The sequence below is a fragment of the Mesorhizobium sp. WSM1343 genome, from assembly GCF_055901535.1.
Genome location: NZ_CM148370.1, coordinates 5,340,369 through 5,357,904 on the forward strand (window position 1 = coordinate 5,340,369; position 17,536 = coordinate 5,357,904).

Genomic DNA, 17,536 nt, shown 5'->3' on the forward strand with positions numbered 1-17,536 from the left:
GCGCTTCGGCGCGCCCGATCCTTTTCGACTGGCGCGATCGATCTATTCGGCGGCCAGCGCCAGTTGCGGCTTTTCGGCTTCCTGGCTCAGTTCCGGATCGTCCGTCCGTCCCTCCGCCCCGCGCTTCTTCGGCTCCCGGCCGAAGAACAGGGCGTAACCGGCCGGCAGGACCAGGATGGTCAGCACCGTGGCAACCAGGATGCCGCCCATCATGGCGTAGGCGAGCGGACCCCAGAAGACGCCGCGCGAGATCGGGATCAGCGCCAGCACCGCCGTCAGCGCCGTCAGCGTGATCGGCCGGAAACGGCGAACGGCCGAACCGATGATGGCCTCGTAGCGGTCCATGCCCGCGGCGATGTCCTGGTCGATCTGGTCGACCAGGATAATCGAGTTGCGCATGATGATGCCGAGCAGCGCGATGACGCCGAGAATGGCGACGAAGCCGAACGGCGCACCGCTGATCAGGAGTGCCGCGGCAGCACCGATAATGCCAAGCGGACCGGTCGCCAGCACCAGCATCGCCTTGCCGAAGTTCTGCAGCTGGATCATCAAAAGCACGACAATGACGGCCAGCATGATCGGTGCCTTGGCGGCGATCGAAGCCTGGCTTTCCGCCGAATCCTCCGCACCGCCCTGGATTTCGATCTTGTAACCGGGCGCCAGACCCGCACGCAGGTCCTTCATGTCGTTGTACATCTTGGTGACGACGTCGTTGGACTGCACGCCGTCGGGCAAGGTGGCGCGCACGCTGATGGTCGGCAGGCGGTCGCGGCGCCATTCGATGCCTTGCTCCAGCACCGGCACCACCTTGGCCACCTGCGACAGCGGCACGAAACCGCCGAAGTCGGTCGGGATATAGACCGAGTCGACCGAGGACAGCAGGCTGCGGCTGGCATTCGGCTCGCGGGCGACGATGGACACCGTCTCCTCGCCGTCGCGGAAGTCGTCGAGCGGCGCGCCGGACATCGTCGCCTGCAGCATCTGGCGGATGCGCTGCGAGGTGACGCCGAGTGCGCGGGCACGATCCTGGTCGATGACCAGCTTCATCGCCGGAACCGGCTCCAGCCAGTCATCATGCACGGCGCCAAGCAGCGGATCTTCACGGAACTTCGCCTTCACCTGGTCGGCGATGCGGCGCACCTCCTGGCGATCCGGCCCCATGACGCGCATCTGCACCGGCCAGCCGGTCGGCGGACCGAGGAACAGACGATCGACCTTGGCACGGATGGACGGGAAGTCTTGCGCCAGGACGGTGCGCAACTTGACGATCAGACGCTCGCGAGCCGGTTCGTCATTGGCCATGACGAGCAACTGGGCAAAGTTGGGGTTGCTCAGTTGCTGGTCGAGCGGCAGGAAGAAGCGCGGCGCGCCCTCGCCGATATAGGTGGCGATGAAACGCTTGTCCTTGTCGTCCATCATCTTGGTCTCGAGCGCCTTGGCCTGCGCCTCGACTTCCTTGATGCTGGTGCCTTCCGGCAGCCAAAGGTCGACGAGGATTTCCGGCCGCGACGATTGCGGGAAGAAGTTCTGCGGAATGAACTGGAAAGCCCACAGGCTGGTGCCGAAGGTGACCAGCGTCATCACCAGGACGATGATGCGATGGCGCACGGCCCAGCTGACGGTGGCACGAAGCCGGCGGTAGAAACGCGTGTCGAAGACATCGTGACGGCTGCCGGCATGCTTGCGCTGCTTGAGGATCATGTTGCCGAGCCATGGCGTGAAATAGACCGCGACGAACCAGGAGACGATCAGCGCGATGCCGACGACATAGAACAGCGTGCGGACATATTCGCCGGCGGTCGAGGCCGCGAAGCCGACCGGAATAAAGCCGGCCGTGGTGATCAGCGTGCCGGTCAGCATCGGGAAGGCGGTCGAGGAATAGGCGAAGCTCGCCGCCTCGACCTTGACCATCCCCTCCTCCAGCTTGCGCTCCATCATCTCGACGACGATCATCGCGTCGTCGACCAGAAGACCGAGCGCGATGATCAGCGCGCCGAGCGAGATGCGCTGCAGGTCGATGCCGAGCTCGTACATGATGGCGAAGGTCGCGGCCAGCACCAGCGGGATGGCGATGGCGATGACCAGGCCGGAACGCCAACCGATCGACAGGAACGAGACGACGAGCACGATCAGCAACGCTTCGCCAAGCGCATGCATGAACTCCGCCACCGCATCGGTGACGACGCCCGGCTGGTCGGAGATCTGGTCGACGGCAACGCCGTAGGGCAGCGCCTCTTCGAAACGCTTGTAGGTGGCCTCGACATCCTTGCCGACATCGGTAACCTTGAAGCCCTTGGCCATGACGACGCCCAACTGCACGCTGTCGTGACCGTTGAAGCGGTACTTTCGCTGGAACGGATCCTGCAACCCCGAACTCACCGTGGCGATGTCGCCCAGCCTCGTGACCTGACCGCCGGCGCGCAGGCGCAGGTTCCTGATATCCTCGACCTTGCCGACATCGCCCTCGACGGAAATGCGCACCGAGTTGGTGCCGGTATCGACGGAGCCGGCCGGGTCGACATTGTTCTGTCCCTTGATCGCATTCTGCAGATCGGTCAGCGTCAGGCCGCGTTCGGCCAGGGCCTTGGACGAGACGTCGATATAGAGCTTTTCAGGCTGGTCGCCGATGATGACGGCCTTCTCGACGCCGGGCGTCGTCAAAAGCATGTCGCGCGCCTGGATGGCGAACTTCTTCAGCTCGGGATAGCTGAAGCCGTCGCCGCTGATCGAATGCAGGGTGATGAAGGTGTCGCCGAATTCGTCGTTGAAATAGGGGCCGAGCAGACCTTGTGGCAAGTCACCGGCAATGTCACCGACCTTCTTGCGCACCTGGTAGAACGCGTCGGTCACCTCGGCGGTGTTGGTGTCGCCCTTGATCTGCACGGTGATGATGGCGCTGCCGGCGCGGGTGAAGGAGCGCACGAAATCGAGATGCGGCGTTTCCTGCAGCTTGCGTTCGATCTTGTTGACGACCTGGTCTTCCATCTCCTGGATCGAGGAGCCCGGCCAGATCGCCTGGACGACCATGACCCGGAAGGTGAAATCGGGATCTTCCTTCTGGCCCATGCGCATCAGGCCGAGCGCGCCGGAAATGATGATCAGGCCGAACAGGAACCGCGCAATGGCGGGATGGCCGATTGCCCAGCGCGACAGGTTGAAGGGCCGCTTCTCTTCCGTGGAATTGGTCATCGACGCTGGTCCATCTATCTAGCGCAACAAAATCGAGGGTTCGTAGTGGCTTCCGGGCGGCAAGGCTCTCCCAGCGGAGAAGCACTCATCGCGGTGGGACGCGAAATCGATGTGGGGGTGACATCAATCGAGCGTCTCGGTCGGGCGCCTGCCGCCCGGAAACCAGCGGCTGCGGGAACGCGCAGCCGGTTGTCTGTCGTCAGCGCACCTGCTTGGCGTCGCCGTCCGCCGCGGATGCCGATTGCAGCGCCGTATCACCGGCGAGCTTCACCTTGAGGTTCTCGGTCATGAATTGCGTGCCGGCGGCGACCACGACATCGCCGGGTTTCAAACCCTCCGCGACACGCACGCCATCGGCGGCGAACTCGGCAACCTTGATCGGACGAGCATGAACGGTGTCGGCGCCACGATCAACGGTCCAGACGATCGATTGGGTGCCTTGCTCGGCCAGTGCGCTCAGGGGGATCGAGACCAGCTGCCGCTCATTGGCCGCCGTGGCTTCGATGCTGGCGGTCATGCCGAGCAGCACACGCGGATCGTTGGGCAGGCTGACGCGGACGGCAAAGGTGCGTGATTGCGGATCGGCGCTGCCGGCGACTTCGCGGACCTTGCCGTCGAGCGCCAGCGCATCATCCGACCAGAAGCCCGCCTTGACCGCCTTGCCCGCCTTGAATTCGGCGATTTCCATTTCCGGGACGGCGATCAGCACTTCCTTTTCGCCGTCGACAGCGACAGTGACAACCGGCGTGCCGGAACCGACCACCTGGCCAACGTCGGCGCTGACCGTGGTGACGATGCCATCCCTGTCGGCCTTGAGATCGGTATAACCGACCTGGTTCTTCGCCTGAGCCAGTGTCGAAAGGGCGGAATCACGGGTGGCGACCGCTTGGTCATAGGTCAAGGTCGCCTGTTCGAGCTGTGATTTCGGGGCAAAATTCTTGGCAAAAAGCTGCTCGGCACGCTTGCGGGCGAGTTCCACGGTCTCGACCTGCCGCTCGGCGGCATCGAGCGCTGCCTGCGCGCTCTTGACCGAAAGGTCGTAGTCAATGGGATCGATGCGGGCGAGCACATCGCCCGAGGCCACATGCTGGCCGATATCGACGAGGCGCTCGGTGATCTTGCCATTGACGCGGAATGCCAGAGCGCTCTCGGTGCGGGCCCTCACCGACCCGGAATAGGAGAGCGTGCGGGTGTCATGTACCTTCGCGATCTCGACAACCTTGACCGGGCGGATGATATCCTTGACTTCGGCTTTTTCCTGGCTGCAGCCGGCAAGCCCGAGAGTGGCGGTGACAAGCAGCACCGGGCCTACAGCGGGCAACCTGCCGATGATTGAACTGAACGAAGACACGCGCGTACTCCCGAAATGGAGATGAATCGTTGAAACCGGCGCCCGACGGGCGGAGGCTACTTCAAGGCCTTGATTGCATAGTCGACGAGGTCGTCAGGCATTGCCCGGTTGGTCTTGGCAAGGCATTGCGCCACCATCTGCGGGTGACACAGGATGACGGTCGCGGCGCCGAAACAGCGAGACGCGATAACCGGATCCTGTTTTCTGAACTCACCGGCCTCGATCCCGTCACGAATGATTTCCGCGAACAGGTCGTGAATGCTGTCGACATGCTTGTCGATCACACCCCAATCCCGTTCGAGGGCGACGATGACCATCTCGTGGACCTTCTGGTCGTCGAGCATGACCTCCATCGTCATCTTGTATTGCGCATGCACGTAGCGCCGGAGCCGCTCCTCGGCGCTGATCGGCAGGCGCGAAATCTCGTAGGCCATCTTGTAGCTGGCGCCGAGCATCCGGCCGCAGACGGCCTGGTGGATTTCGACCTTGGAGGCGAAGAAACGGTAGATGTTGGCCGGCGACATGCCGAGCTCACGCGCAATGTCGGCGACATTGGTCTTGCCGTAGCCATAGTGCCGGAACAGGCGCTCGGCGCAATCGAGAATGCGCGTTACATTTTCCTGTCGGGCGGCTTCGGCGACTATGGTGGCGGCTTCGGACATGATCCTCTATCGATTTACGAGTGACGAATTTTGATTTTCATCACTCGTAAATCGAAAAGAAGGACCTGTCAATGCGGATTCGGTATACACGTACGAATGGTGACAGATGGTGACAGTGAGAAGGTGGAATCGACGATCGCTGTTAGCGGCTGGCCCTGATGAATTCGTCATCCTAGGGCGAAGCAAGGAGCGAAGCGACGCGGCGCAGACCCTAGGATCCATGCCGCGGCGTTGGTCAAAGAGTGCGACGGATCAATAGGTTACACGGTCAGCAAGCTGTAGCCTGCAGCCGCCATTCTCGACTGTCGGAGCTCGGCCGCAAGGTCACGGCATGGATCCCTTGGGCTGCGGAGCAGCTCCAGGGTTTCCGCGACGTCGCTCGCGACTGCTACACCCTAGGATGACGAAGCCCGGAAGCCCGCGACAAATTGTCGAGGCGAAGCATGGGTGGCGATGCAGCTAAGCCCCCTTGGCCATCTCGCGTAGCCGGAATTTCTGGATCTTGCCGGTCGAGGTTTTCGGGATTTCGGCGAAGATGACCGCCTTCGGCACTTTGAACCGGGCAAGCAGCGCGCGGCAGTGATCGATGATCTCGGCTTCGGTCGCGACCTTGCCGGGTTTCAGCTCGACATAGGCAACAGGCACTTCGCCCCATTTGTCGTCGGGCCTGGCGACGACGCCGCAAGAGGCCACCGACGGGTGCTTGTAGAGCGCGTCCTCGACCTCGATAGAGGAAATGTTCTCGCCACCGGAGATGATGATGTCCTTGGAGCGGTCCTTGAGTTGGATGTAGCCATCGGGGTGCATGACGCCGAGATCGCCGGAATGGAACCAGCCGCCGGCGAAGGCTTCGTCGCTCGCCTTGCGGTTTTTCAGGTAGCCCTTCATGACGATGTTGCCGCGGAACATGACCTCGCCGATTGTCTCGCCGTCGGCCGGTGTCGTCCGCATCGTCTCGGGGTCCATGACCGTCAGGCCTTCGAGCGCTGCATAGCGCACGCCCTGCCGCGCCTTCCTGGCGCTGCGCTCGCCCTTTTCGAGATCATCCCAGGCGCCGTGCCATTCGTTGACGACCGCCGGGCCATAGGTCTCGGTCAGGCCGTAGAGATGGGTGACGGCAAAGCCGGCATCCGCCATCCCCGACAGCACGGCTTCCGGCGGGGGTGCTGCAGCCGTGTTGAAAGTGACCGTCTGCGGAAATGCGCGCTTGTCCTCGTCCCTGGCATTGATCAGCACCGACATGACGACCGGCGCGCCGCACAGATGGGTGACGCCCTGATCGGCGATCGCATCGTAGATCGGCTTCGGCCGCACCCAGCGCAGACAGACATGGGTGCCGGCCTGGACGGCGAGCGTCCAGGGAAAGCACCAGCCATTGCAGTGGAACATCGGCAGCGTCCACAAATAGACCGCGTGCTTGGCCATGCCGGCATGGATGGTGTTGGTGTAGGCCATCAGGGCCGCACCGCGATGGTGGTAGACGACGCCCTTCGGATTGCCCGTCGTTCCGGACGTGTAGTTGAGCGAAATCGCATCCCACTCGTCGTCGGGCATCGACCAGGCGAAGTCCGCGTCGCCGCCTGCGACAAATGCCTCATAGTCCAGTGAGCCTACCCGCTCGCCCTTTGGGTACGGCGCGTCGGCGGCGTATTCGGGATCGTCATAGTCGATGACCAGCGGCTTGACCCTGGCCAGTTCCAGGGCCTGCTTGACGACGCCGGAGAATTCGCGGTCGACGATCAGCACCTTGGTCTCGGCATGATCGAGTTGGAAGGCGATGACCGCCGCATCGAGGCGGGTGTTGAGCGAATGCAGCACCGCCTTGGTCATCGGCACGCCGAAATGCGCCTCCAGCATCGGCGGCGTGTTTGACAGCATGACGGTGACGGTGTCGCCCTTGCCGATGCCGCGCTTCTGAAGGGCCGAGGCAAGCTTCAGCGACCGCTGCCAGAAAGTGCGATAGTCGATGCGCTGGCGGCCATGGATGATGGCGATATGGTCGGGATAGGTCTTGGCCGCGCGCTCCAGATAGGTGAGCGGCGTCAGCGGCTGATGGTTGGCCGCGTTCTTGTCGAGATCCTGTTCGTAAGGATTGCCCATCCCATGCTCCCCGCGATTTTCTTTCAGACGTTCTAATCACAGGCTTGGGCCGCGTCACCACAAACGATGCCAGGACAGAGCGCATTTGGCACAATGATGAACCAGATTCGGCGCAAGCGGGAGCATCGCATACCTCTGCCCAGTTTGACTTTTGTCGAGAGCCATGAATAATGTCAGCTGAGGAGACGGCATGGCGATCCGACCGGCAGAACAACTCATCCACAAGGCCGCCTGGCTCTACTATGCCCATGGCCTGCGGCAGGACCAGGTGGCGAGCCAGCTTAACATTTCCCGTGCCTCGGTCGCCATGTACCTGCGCAAGGCGCGCGAGACCGGCATCGTCAACATCTCGACTTCGACCCAGCTTTTCACCGACGACGTGCTGGCGCGCAAGCTCGAGGATGCGCTGAGCCTCGACGCCGTCTGGATCGCGCCGGAGAATGATCATATTGCCGACCCGTCGACGGAAATCGCCGTGCTGGCGGCGAGCGTCTTTCTCGAACTGGTCAAGAAGGGCGACCGCATCGGCGTCGCCTGGGGCCGCACCGTCTATATGATTGCCGACGTCATGTCCTATGCCGATCTGCAGGATGTCACGGTGGTGCAACTCTGCGGCAATCTCGGCGCGCCCTATTCCTATCGCCCCGACCAATGCACTATGGAAATCGCGCGGCGGCTCAACGCCAAAGGGCTCAATTTCTACGCGCCGCTGGTGCTGTCTACGGAAGAACTTGCGCGTGCGCTGCGTGCCGAGCCGGTGATCCGGGAACAATTGTCGGGTGTCGGCGAATGCGACCTGGCGTTATACTCGGTCGGCGCGGTCGACGCCGACAGCCATCTGGTCAAATGCGGCGCGCTGACGCCAAGTGAAATGGCGGATCTGCGCAGCCAAGGCGCTGCCGGCGTGATTGCCGGGCAGATCATAGACGCCGAGGGCAAGGTGCTCGACTGCAGTTATAACAGGCGGGTGATCTCCGCCGAGCTTGCATCGCTGCGCGCCATCGCCAGGCGGTTGGTGGTGGTGCAGGAGGACAGCAAGTTCGAACCGCTGCTCGCGGCGATCGCCGGCGGCCTTTGCACGCATCTGGTGGTCGGCGCGCACATGGCGCAGCGGCTTCTGGACCATGCGGCTGCCACGACAGAAAAGGCCTCCTAGGAAATCCCATCTCCGCCGCCGGCGTATTGTCATCAAAGCGTCGCGGCATTCCTGTTTCACCATCAAAGACAAACAACCGGACGAAGCGAACATGAAGAATTTGTGGAATGACGAAGCCGCCGAAAAACTCGTCGCAGACTACGCGAAAAAGGGTGTCGGCCGCGACCTGGCGCTGCGCGTCTACACGACCCGGCTGCTCGGCGGCGAACCACGGCTGGTCCTGCATGGCGGCGGCAACACCTCTTGCAAGACGACGGCAACCGACCTCGTCGGCGACCAGTGGGACGTGCTGTGCGTCAAGGGCAGCGGCTGGGACATGGGAGTCATCGAGCCGCAGGGCCTGCCGGCGGTCAAGCTCAAGCCGCTGCTCAAGGCGCGCGCGCTGAACAGGCTGGCCGACGAGGACATGGTTGCCCTGCAACGCGTCAACCTCATCGATCCGTCCTCGCCCAACCCGTCGGTCGAGACGCTGCTGCATGCCTTCCTGCCGCACAAATTCGTCGACCACACGCACTCGACCGCCATTCTCGCCATCGTCGACCAGGAGGACTCCAAGCCGCTGGTGAAGACGGTTTTCGGCAGCAAGATGGGTTACGTGCCTTACATCATGCCCGGCTTCGACCTCGCCAAGGCGGCTGCCGACATCTTCGACGCCGATCCTGACGTCGAGGGCCTGATCCTCGACAAGCATGGCATCTTCACCTTCGGCGACGATGCGAAGCAGGCCTACGACCGGATGATCCATTATGTGAACGTCGCCGAGGACTATATTGCCGCAAGCGGCAAGCCGAAGGCGGCAAAGGCAGCCTTGCCGGCAAAGCTCGCGACGCCGGCGTCGATCGCGCCGATGCTGCGCGGCGCGGTGGCGGTAGCGCGCGGCGAAGGCCGCTTCGACCGAATGGTCAGCGATTTCCGCACTTCGCCGGCAATTGTCGATTTCATCAATTCAGCCGAGATCGCCGATTATGCCGGGCGCGGCGTCTCGACGCCCGATCTGTCGATCCGCATCAAGACCGGGCCGATGGCGCTGCCGGCGCCCGACGCGGACAAGGCCGGCGACTACAAGGCGGTGATCAAGAGCCATGTCGACGCGTTCGCCAAGGATTATCGCGCCTATTTCGAAACCAACGATGCGCTCGACGACGTCAAGCGCACTATGCTTGACCAGATGCCGCGGCTGACGCTGGTGCCCGGCCTCGGCATGTTCGGCCACGGCCGCACCCTGAAGGACGCGAAGATCGCGTCGGATGTCGGTGAGATGTGGATCGAGGCAGTGCGTGGCGCCGAGGCCGTCGGCCGGTTCCATCCGCTTTCCAAGGCCGACCTGTTCCCGCTCGAATACTGGTCGCTGGAACAGGCCAAGCTCGCCTCCAACAAGCCGAAGCCGCTGACCGGCCAGGTGGTGCTGATCACCGGCGGTGCCGGCGCGATCGGTGCAGCGACGGCAAAGCTGTTCGCCGACAATGGCGCCCATGCCGTCGTCGTCGATCTCAACGCCGAAAAAGCGGCTGACGCGGCGAAGAAAGCCGGCAACAATTCGATCGGCGTCGCCGCAGACATCACCGACCCGGCACAGGTGCGTGCCGCCTTCGACAAAGCGGTCGCCGTGTTCGGCGGTGTCGACATCCTGGTTTCCAATGCCGGCGCCGCCTGGGAAGGCCGCATCGGCGAGCTCGACGATGCACTTTTGCGCAAGAGTTTCGAGCTCAATTTCTTCGCCCACCAATCGGTGGCGCAGAATGCCGTGCGCATCATGCTCGAGCAGGGCACCGGCGGCGTGCTTCTGTTCAACACCTCCAAGCAGGCCGTCAACCCCGGCCCGAAGTTCGGCGCCTATGGCGTGCCGAAGGCGGCGACGCTGTTCCTGTCCAGGCAGTACGCGCTCGACTATGGCGCGCATGGCATCCGCTCGAACGCCGTCAACGCCGACCGCATCCGCTCGGGCCTTTTGACCGACGCCATGATTGCCAGCCGCTCAGGCGCGCGCGGCGTGTCGGAGAAGGACTACATGTCCGGCAATCTGCTCGGCCAGGAAGTGACGGCGCAGGACGTGGCGCAGGCCTTCCTGCATCATGCGCTGGCCGACCGCACCACCGCCGACGTGACGACCGTCGACGGCGGCAATATCGCGGCAGCGCTGCGGTAGTTTGCGAAAGGGCCAACGGGCTTGCGCATCTGGGGCTCTGTAGCTACATTGTAGCCCTCAGAGGAGTTTTGACATGGCAACGGATACCGTAGTCCGCGCTCGGATCGATACGGCGACAAAGGATCAGGCGACGGAAGCCCTGGCGGCGATGGGATTGTCAGTTTCCGATGCCATCCGCCTGCTGCTGGTCCGCGTTGCCGCGGACAAGGAATTTCCCTTTCCAGTGAAGGTGCCGAACGCAACCACGCGAAAGGCCATGGCCGAATTGGAAAAGGGCAAGGGCAAGCGTTTCGCCACGGCCGACGAGTTGTTCAAGGATTTGGGTATCTGACATGCTGGCTCCCGTTCGCTCCGGGCAATTCCGCCGGGATGTGAAACGTATGGAGAAACGTGGCAAAGACCTCGGCAAATTGCGCGAGTTGCTCGGCCTTCTGATCGCCGGAAATGAGCTGCCGGCGAGTTACAAGGATCACCCTCTGAAAGGCGATTGGAAGGGCTATCGCGACGCGCACATAGAACCGGACTGGCTTTTGATCTACCGCGTTACTGACGATGAACTACAGCTTGCCCGCACTGGTTCCCATTCCGACCTGTTCAATGAGTAGGCAAGCCGGAAACTCAGGATTTCTGCGACAGCTTCGATTTAAGTACAGCCCACGCTTCCAGCGCCTTCCTGGATGTTGCCTCCGTCAGGGAGGGCTGTTCCTTAAGGCTACTAAGGACTCCAGACAGCTGTTGTTGTACGGACCAGGGATGGACGCTCGCTTCCGTCATCGACTGAAGACACATACGCGCGCGTTCCGGCTGCTCCTGCTGGGCGATCTCGTTTTCAAGTTCGTAAATGTGCTCGGCCAGCGCGACAACATCATCAGCAACACGAGCGAGAAACCATGCTTCCTGTTCATGACCCTGAACGGCAATCTGGCTGCGTTTCTCAATCAGAAGTCTGATTTTAGCCTGAATCTCGTCAACTAGGGCACGGTGTAGCCGGTTGGTCGTTTCATCGAGAGATTTGAGCCAATTGCCTGAAACCAGACGGGTCACCTGCTGACGGGTCCAACGGGATCCCAGAATTGCTCCAGCTCCTCCGACGCCTCCAAAGACAAGCGCACCGGCGGGACCAAACAGCAACAAGCCGAGGATATTGCCGGAGAACCCGCCGGCCGCCGCAAGCCCACCTTTTACAGCGCCATCCAGCACAACTGAAAAAGGCAGATCGGCAAGAGGAACCCTTCCCTGCCACCAACCGAACAGATTTTTAGCGGCGGAGACTGCAATAGCGAAATAGGGAACATCCATCTCGCCAAGAGATGCACCTGCGTCCAGCGCTGCCTGCATGATGAAGTCGGTTATTTCTCGATCGAAGCCTTCGACGTAAAAAACCTTCCTGGCCCATTTTTCAGCGGTAGCGGCAACCGCCTCGGCAAGCTCGCTATTGGCGAATACTGGCATGTCCGGATATTTATCGAAGTGTTCCCGAAGACCCGAAATGCCCGCCAGGCATTTTACCTGAAAGGCATGCCCGTCGACCAATAGGTCGAAGCCGGGATTGTTAGATGTGTTCGGAAACGTGACGATGTGGCCTTGCTCGACAAGACGGGTTGCAACAATCTGCTCGGCCACATAGCCCCGCAAATTGTTCCCCGCACCGGCCCCGGATTCCTCTGCCATGGACCCGATGCGGTCCGCGAAGATGCCGAAATCAAAAATATTCGAGATATCTTCCGATCGCGAAAAATCAGCCGCGGCGAGCACCGTGGGATCGATCGCGGCAGCATCGTAGAGAATGTCGCCAGCGGTGAGACCACCCAGGATCAAAGCCTCGCCAGAGTTTCCTCCGTTTCTGGAGAACAGGATTTGGTGCAATGCACTGCCGGTATCGTCTTTCAGAGGCTTGGCTAGTATCCCCTCCGGCGGCCATGGCGTTGGCGGTAGGGGAGAGCCTACTCTTTTCCGGACATCGGAAAGTTTGGTGAGAATCCTGCTCCGGCGCTTTTCGGGCCATGTGTCAAAATCAGAGACCCACAGGTTCTTGAAATCATCAAGGGTTGTCCGCAGCCCGGCACGGCCGACAGCGACGCCTTTGAGGGCGAGCTGCACAGCTATGTTTGATGAGAGCCGCTTTGCATGTACGCCTTTGACGTGCCTACCTGCAATGTAGGCCCCTCCCAAAACAACTGGTCCGATAAAAAGCGGATTTGCGAGAACAAACAGCATGGAGACGGTGGTCGAGCCGCCGATAAACGGAATAATTGCTGCTGCCTGTGCCGCGAAGATATAAGCGCTGAAGCCAGCAAGCTTCACTGCGATCCCAACACTAACAAGGGACGTTCCTGATGCAAGCAGGCCGATAATTGCTGTGTCGCCCGATTTCAGGGCTCGTTCCATCGCCTCGCTACGGAGTTCGGGAGGCAACTCTTCAATCTGCTCCCGTACCCGCTTGACCAGTTCCGCTTTGTCGTTAGCAGCTAGGGTGCCGTTCTGTGCAGCCTCTGCAACGGCGCGCGCTATGATTTCAGCCTGCGCAACTACTATAGCGCTGAAATCTGGTTCTCCCTTGGAGAAGATGGCCATCAGACGCTTCCATACCTTCCCAGGCGATGAAAGGCTTTCGGCTTCCTTTTCAGACTTCAATTGGTCTGAGAGCGTCAGTGCTGCATGATGAGCCAGATCGGCGGATTTTACATTCGCAACGCGCGTTGAAAGCGGGAGGGACGCCTCGATCTCGAACGCGGACAGTAAGTGATCCCATAACCTGACGCGTAGGGCGCCGTCAGTTGCATTCGAGACCATAATCCGTTCGGAGGATTCTATTAGCCGCTGCTTGAAGGCGGCTTCAGTTTGAGCATCTGGAGCCCTGTCGAACTTAGCCCCAAGATCTCGGAATTTATCAGCCGCAATGTTCAGAAGGTTGGTCTCTTCAAAATGCGGAAGAAGCTGGCACAGCTCCTGGCGGGTGAGGGTTCCCAGTCCTGCGAGGATGGTCCATGGCGGTATGTACAAATTAGATCCTCGATACTGAAAAGCTATACCGATATATTGTCGCGAATATCCATTAAACCGACACTTTCGCGCCTGTTTCCTGCAACGCGCAAACTGTGTTTCTGCGACAATTGAAATCCGGCAAACCTGTAAAAATATATTCAGCAAAAAGGCCGCCTGCAGCAAGCGGCTGCAGGCGGCCTTCGATAGCGAAAGTTACTTGGCGTTCGGGTTCGGCATCCAGGCCGGCATCGCGACATCGGCGTGGGCGAACTGCGGCAGCTTGGCCGACAGGTCCTCCATGTTCTTGATGTCCTTGTCGATGAGGTCCTTCTGGGTGATCAGTGTCGGCGGCACGACGACGTTGTGGCCGGGGTCTTCACCGGCCAGCAGCTGTGCCAGCGCACGCACCGAGACCTGGCCGACGACGGCCGGGTTGGTCGCGGCGGTCGCGGCCCAGGCGCTGTCGGGCTCGCGCATCGCAGCGATGTCCGAGGTCGAAATGTCGGCCGAATAGATCTTGATGCCCTTGTTCAAGCCCGCTTCGTCGACAGCGATCTTCACGCCCTTGGCGAATTCGTCATAGGGAGCGAACATCACCTTGATGTCGGGATGCGCCGTCAGCACCGAACGCGCCTGGTTGGCGACGGAGTTGGCGATCGGATTGTCGAGCGTGCCGAACATCGCGACTTCCTTGATGCCGGCATATTTCTTCTTGACGTCAACCCAGGTCTCGTTGCGGCGGTCGAGCGGCGCGATGCCGGCGACATAGACATAGCCGGCATTCCAGCTTTCGCCATTGTCCTTGACCGCCTGCTCGAGCGCGAGGCGGGCCAGGTCGCGATCGGACTGTTCGATCTGCGGGATCTTGGGGTTTTCGACATTGACGTCGAAGGCCACAACCTTGATGCCGGCGTCGACCGCACGCTGCGCGGCGTCCTTCATCGATTCGGTCAGGCCGTGCTGGATGATGATACCCTGCACGCCGAGCGCGATGGCCTGATCGACCATGTCGGACTGAAGAGCCGCATCCTGGCGGCTGTCGAGGACGCGCAGGTCGATGCCGAGCGCCTTCGACTGCGCCTCGACGCCCGAGAGATAGGCCTGGAAGAAGTCGCCGGTCGAGAGATAGCGCACCAGCGCGATCTTGACGCCGGGCTTGTCGAAGGGCGCCGGCTTGTCCGCGGCAAAAGCCGGGACCTGCATCAGCATGGTTGCGCCGGCCAATCCGAGCGCCACCTTCCCCAGAAGTCTTCTTGTAATGCTCACTTTGTTTTCCTCCACTCTTGTTGAACTCGAAAATCCTGTTCCGGTCGAAAGCTATCTCCTGCCCCTGCCCGAAAGCGCAAAGGTGAAGACAAGGGCGACGACCAGAACCACGCCCTTGATGAAATCCTGCGTGTAGTAAGGCGCGTTCATCATCGTCAGGCCTTGCAGCAAGATGCCGACGAACAGCGCGCCGATGGCTGTGCCGAACGCATTCGGCTTGGCGGCACCCAGCACCGCGTAGCCGATCAGCGCCGCGGCAACCGCATCGAGCAGCAGATTATTACCCGAGGCGATGTCGCCGCGTCCAAGCCGGGCAGCGAGCAAAATGCCGCCGATCGAGGCAAAAACACCTGAAATGACGTAAGCCCAGATCTTGTATGCCTTGACAGGCGCACCGGCGAGTTCGGCGGCGCGCTCATTGCTGCCGACGGCATACATCATGCGGCCGAAACGTGTGTATTCGAGGAAGAACCAGATCAGCACGGCGAGCACGAGCAGCACCACCACCGACACTGGAATGAGGTTCGGGATGAAGAAGTCGAAGCGGTGGCGGCCGAGCGCCAGGAAGGCATCGGAGAATTTGCCGTTGGCGACCGAACCGTCCGGCATGGTCATGCCGGTGGCGATCGAGCGGCCTTCGGTTGGAATGCGCTGCAGGCCGACGAGCAGGAACATCATGCCGAGCGTCGCCAGCAGATCGGGCACACGCATGTAGACGATCAGCCAGCCATTGATCAGGCCGACGATGGCGCCAATGAGCAGGCAGACGACGACCGCGACAAGGGCGTTCTGCTCCAGCACCACCATGACATAGGCGGCCGCCATCATGGCTGAGGTGGCGACCGAGCCGATCGACAGATCAAAACCTCCGACGACCAGCGTGGCGGTGACGCCGAGCGCCAGCACGCCGGTGATGGCGACCGACTGGAAGATGAAAACCGCACTTTGCGGCGAAACGAAACCGTCGGCGGCGGTCGAGAAATAGGCGACGAGCCCGAACAAGAGCACGATGAATCCGTAGCGGATGGCGTGGTCGCGTAATGTCATTCGGCGCTCCCGCGCGCTGCTGCCGTTTTTAGCCAATCCGAACCCATGCTCTTTCCATTCCCATTCCTAACGCCCGTGCTCAGGCGGCACTGTGCAGCGGCCCGCCGGCGACCTCGGCCAACAGGCGGTCGAGATCGACATCGGCATTGCGGTGCTCGCCGACGATGGTCTGTTCCGACATGACCAGGATGCGATCGGCGGTCTCCAGCGCCTCGTCGAGTTCGGTGACGAACAGCAGCGTGGCGCGTCCGTTTGCACTGGCCCTGAGCTTGGCGGCGATGTCGCGCCGGGCGGAAATATCGACGCCCTGAAACGGCTCGTCCAGAATGAACAGTCTCGCATGCTGGGCCATCCAGCGGGCGACCATCACCTTCTGCTGGTTGCCGCCGGAGAGCTCCGACATCTCGTCCTTCTCGGAGCGGCAGACGATGCCCAGCTCCTCGATCTGTCGGCGCGCCGTGGCGCGTTCCAGACGGCGCTTGAGAACAGCGAAACGTGACATGCGCTTGTGAAACGGCAGGCTGATATTTTCCTGGATGTTGAAGCCGCCGACGATGCCGTTCTCGCCGCGGTCCTTGGCAACGAGGAACACGCCGGCGGCGATCGCCTCGCCGGCTGTTTCAGGCGCATAAGGCCTGCCGTTCAGCGTCATTGTGCCGGCCAGCGGCTGGCGCACGCCAAACAGCGTCTCGGCAAGCGCCGTCTTGCCGACGCCGACGAGGCCGGTGATGGCAACGACCTCACCGTCGCCGAGCGTCAGCGAGATCGGCCGTGCGCCTTGTGCGATGCGCAGACCGTCTATCTTGAAGACGGCATTGGCCGAATCCCTGACAACAATCCGGTCGAGATGGATCTTGCGGCCGAGCATGGCGTTGACCGCGCCTTCATAGTCGAGCGGTTTCTTGTCGAAAATGCCTGAGATGATCCCGTCCCGCATGGATACGATGCGGTCGGCCAGCCGCCTTATGTCCGACATACGGTGCGAGATGTAGAGGATGGCCACGCCTTGCTCGCGCAGCCTGTCGATCAGGGCAAACAGCCGATCAGCCTCGGCGCTGGAGAGCGATGAGGTCGGCTCGTCGAGGATCAGCACTTTCGGCTTGTGCGCCAGCGCGCGGGCAATCGCCACCATCTGACGATCGGCCAGCGAAAGATCACTCACCCGCGCCTTCAAATCGATGGCCAGCCCCATGCGGTCGGCAACCGCCTTGGCCTCTCGCCGCACGCGCATTGGATTGAACAGGGTCGGCGCACCGCTGCCGCTCAGCCGGTCCAGCGTCAGGTTGGTGGCGACGTCGAGATCGGCGACGACACCGTCGTTGATGTTCTGATGCACGGTGACGACGCCGGCGCGGATCGCCTCGGCCGGGGTTTTCGGCGCGAAATCCTGGTCGGCGAGCACCATCGTCCCCCCGCCGCGTTCGTAGACACCAGAGATGATCTTGACGAGAGTGGATTTGCCGGCGCCGTTGGCGCCCATCAGCACGGTCACTTCACCGGCATGCAGTTCCAGCGAGACGCCGCCAAGCACCTCGTTATGGCCAAAGGATTTCCTCAGTCCCTCTACGCGGAACACGGCATTGCCGACCATGCGTTCCTCCCTGACATGACGCTATGGGCTGCATCGGCAATTG

Annotated in this window: 12 protein-coding genes; 4 read left to right on the plus strand and 8 right to left on the minus strand. The window is 61.6% G+C overall.

Annotated features, from left to right (window positions below):
• Window positions 1-42 precede the first annotated feature (42 nt).
• The 4 genes from AC0NIL_RS26185 to AC0NIL_RS26200 all read right to left on the minus strand — a co-directional run bounded on the left by AC0NIL_RS26185 (window position 43) and on the right by AC0NIL_RS26200 (window position 7,302).
• Window positions 43-3,189 (minus strand): efflux RND transporter permease subunit, encoded by a 3,147-nt coding sequence (locus AC0NIL_RS26185; protein ID WP_473572734.1) that lies wholly within the window; start codon window positions 3,187-3,189, stop codon window positions 43-45.
• 199 nt (window positions 3,190-3,388) lie between these two features.
• Entirely contained in the window at window positions 3,389-4,540 is a 1,152-nt protein-coding gene (locus AC0NIL_RS26190) for an efflux RND transporter periplasmic adaptor subunit (protein ID WP_024502583.1), read from the minus strand.
• Window positions 4,541-4,596: 56 nt separating this feature from the next.
• Complete coding sequence (locus AC0NIL_RS26195; RefSeq protein WP_013532915.1) at window positions 4,597-5,202, minus strand: TetR/AcrR family transcriptional regulator; 606 nt, start codon at window positions 5,200-5,202, stop codon at window positions 4,597-4,599.
• 459 nt (window positions 5,203-5,661) lie between these two features.
• A complete protein-coding gene (locus AC0NIL_RS26200) occupies window positions 5,662-7,302 on the minus strand; it encodes an acyl-CoA synthetase (RefSeq protein ID WP_013532916.1) in 1,641 nt (546 codons plus the stop codon).
• Between the two features lie 190 nt (window positions 7,303-7,492).
• Between AC0NIL_RS26200 and AC0NIL_RS26205 the strand changes: the two genes are divergently transcribed.
• The 4 genes from AC0NIL_RS26205 to AC0NIL_RS26220 all read left to right on the plus strand — a co-directional run bounded on the left by AC0NIL_RS26205 (window position 7,493) and on the right by AC0NIL_RS26220 (window position 11,209).
• Entirely contained in the window at window positions 7,493-8,458 is a 966-nt protein-coding gene (locus tag AC0NIL_RS26205; RefSeq protein ID WP_013532917.1) for a sugar-binding transcriptional regulator, read from the plus strand.
• Between the two features lie 91 nt (window positions 8,459-8,549).
• Entirely contained in the window at window positions 8,550-10,604 is a 2,055-nt protein-coding gene (locus tag AC0NIL_RS26210; RefSeq protein ID WP_473572735.1) for a bifunctional aldolase/short-chain dehydrogenase, read from the plus strand.
• A 73-nt stretch (window positions 10,605-10,677) separates the two neighbouring features.
• Window positions 10,678-10,935, plus strand: coding sequence for a type II toxin-antitoxin system RelB/DinJ family antitoxin (locus AC0NIL_RS26215; RefSeq protein ID WP_275953798.1), 258 nt, complete (start codon window positions 10,678-10,680; stop codon window positions 10,933-10,935).
• Window position 10,936: 1 nt separating this feature from the next.
• Complete coding sequence (locus tag AC0NIL_RS26220) at window positions 10,937-11,209, plus strand: type II toxin-antitoxin system RelE/ParE family toxin (RefSeq protein WP_275953799.1); 273 nt, start codon at window positions 10,937-10,939, stop codon at window positions 11,207-11,209.
• 13 nt (window positions 11,210-11,222) lie between these two features.
• Here the strand turns inward: AC0NIL_RS26220 and AC0NIL_RS26225 are convergent, their stop codons facing one another.
• The 4 genes from AC0NIL_RS26225 to AC0NIL_RS26240 form a co-directional block, all read right to left on the minus strand.
• A complete protein-coding gene (locus tag AC0NIL_RS26225; protein WP_473572736.1) occupies window positions 11,223-13,607 on the minus strand; it encodes a hypothetical protein in 2,385 nt (794 codons plus the stop codon).
• A gap of 195 nt (window positions 13,608-13,802) precedes the next feature.
• Window positions 13,803-14,855: a substrate-binding domain-containing protein gene (locus AC0NIL_RS26230; protein ID WP_023808755.1), complete on the minus strand. Its 1,053-nt coding sequence runs from the start codon at window positions 14,853-14,855 to the stop codon at window positions 13,803-13,805.
• Window positions 14,856-14,906: 51 nt separating this feature from the next.
• Window positions 14,907-15,902 carry an ABC transporter permease gene (locus tag AC0NIL_RS26235; protein WP_027163850.1) on the minus strand — a complete coding sequence of 332 codons (996 nt, stop codon included), beginning with the start codon at window positions 15,900-15,902 and terminating at the stop codon, window positions 14,907-14,909.
• A gap of 79 nt (window positions 15,903-15,981) precedes the next feature.
• Window positions 15,982-17,493, minus strand: coding sequence for a sugar ABC transporter ATP-binding protein (locus AC0NIL_RS26240; RefSeq protein WP_013532922.1), 1,512 nt, complete (start codon window positions 17,491-17,493; stop codon window positions 15,982-15,984).
• Window positions 17,494-17,536 lie beyond the last annotated feature (43 nt).